A 1,594-nucleotide genomic window follows, 5' to 3' on the forward strand; every position below is an offset into this window, starting at 1 on the left:
CAAATTACGCCAAAATGCCTAATTTGAAACACATTATTGCTTTCAAACGGCAAAGTAAAACGGACAGCTGTGAAATTAAAACCTAATCCACGAAATGCGCTTGGTAAAGAAGAAATGACCGAGAAAACCACCATTCCTTAGCATGGTAATTTGCAAAGAATTCTATCGAAAAAGCCAACGACAAAGCACACGAAACGAATTTAAGAATGCATAAATTTCAACACCAAAGAAGCCGCACCAACGAACTTAACAAACACAACATTTCCCGTAAGCAGACTTCGTTAAGTTCAAACACTTCCCGAAAAGTGCCACTGGCGAGATAGTTGAGAAACTGAGATTTGTCCGGTGTGTAGCTAGAAAACCGAAAGCCTTTCCACCCTAAATTCACCGTTTTTCTTAACCCCAGCTAACGCCGCATTAAGGTGCGAACAACGCTAAACACCTAACCTAAACCATTGCACCTTAAACACTAAAGCCAAGTTTAAACTGAAATCGCCAAGCGTTGTGAGTCACTCTTAAATGCTTTGTTATACCTTTAATCTGCAAGGGTTATATGCACAATTGACTCCCTGTCCCCCCAATCCTCACAGGTATGTTTGCCATGTATTATTACTCTTTTTTGTTGTGCTTGTGCTGATAAAAGTAATGAATAGACAGACTTACCAAAGTCATCGAGTGTTATAGCCCATTCTAATGCCTCTTTATCCCCACAGATTGGAGGAGAAACATGAGGTATAGTTGTAAACATGACTACTGGCATACCACTTGTTTTATGCACTTTTAGATTATGAATGCTTCCACCTCGAGCTCCTGAATGTCCAGCAATAGAATTATTGCTAGTACAGATCGCCAACAAAAATAATAATCCTTTACCAAGGTTCCAAAATTTCATTTTCATTTCATCTTCCTTTATTTTGGTATAACGCCCAATTAAGTGGTGAACAACGCACTGACCAAGCCGCCGCATTGCACCGTAAAACACTTTACCTAACGCATAGTAAAACTGCCACGCGTTGAGAATCCACTTGAATTGCTTGTTATGTGAATTTTACCGTGAATTCAAAGTAAACCACCGTAGAAATGAAGAGATTTGAATAAGTTACGCACAAAAACGATGCTTACCAAAACCTAAATTTCACAGCGATCTGAGCCAAAGAGAGCCACTTACAGAATCAACAACAAAGAAAGCGCCCTTTCAGCAACCGCTAAACCTTTTGCGTCACCAGATTTTCAGAGCTGAATGTCAGCAAGAAAACCAGTCAAAAGGACATTTCAATTAAAGCGATTTGAAACTGACGAAACTCAACACAAGCCAGATCCAAAACTTAATTGAGGCAACCCAAGAACCTTGAAAACGATCAATCTCAGGTTGTTCAAAAATCCATTTTGACCAAGCCAACTTGCCGAAAACACGGAACGAATTCTCAATGAAATCGTAGAGTTAACCCTAAAAACTCATCAAACACATAACGCCCAATTAAGTGGTGAACAACGCACTGACCAAGTCGCTGCATTGCACCGTAAAACACTTTACCTAACGCATAGTAAAACTGTCACGCGTTGAGAATCCACTTGAATTGCTTGTTATGTGAAT

General features: G+C 39.7%; 1 protein-coding gene. It reads right to left on the reverse strand.

Going from position 1 to position 1,594, the window contains the following annotated elements; genetic code table 11:
* Positions 1 to 535 precede the first annotated feature (535 nt).
* The gene (locus tag AACW06_RS19455) at positions 536 to 898 is read right to left on the reverse strand and encodes a hypothetical protein (RefSeq protein WP_192076318.1); all 363 of its coding nucleotides are present in this window, start codon (positions 896 to 898) and stop codon (positions 536 to 538) included.
* Positions 899 to 1,594 lie beyond the last annotated feature (696 nt).

This window comes from Vibrio sp. S12_S33 (genome assembly GCF_963889785.1).
Classification (GTDB): Bacteria; Pseudomonadota; Gammaproteobacteria; order Enterobacterales; family Vibrionaceae; genus Vibrio; species Vibrio aestuarianus.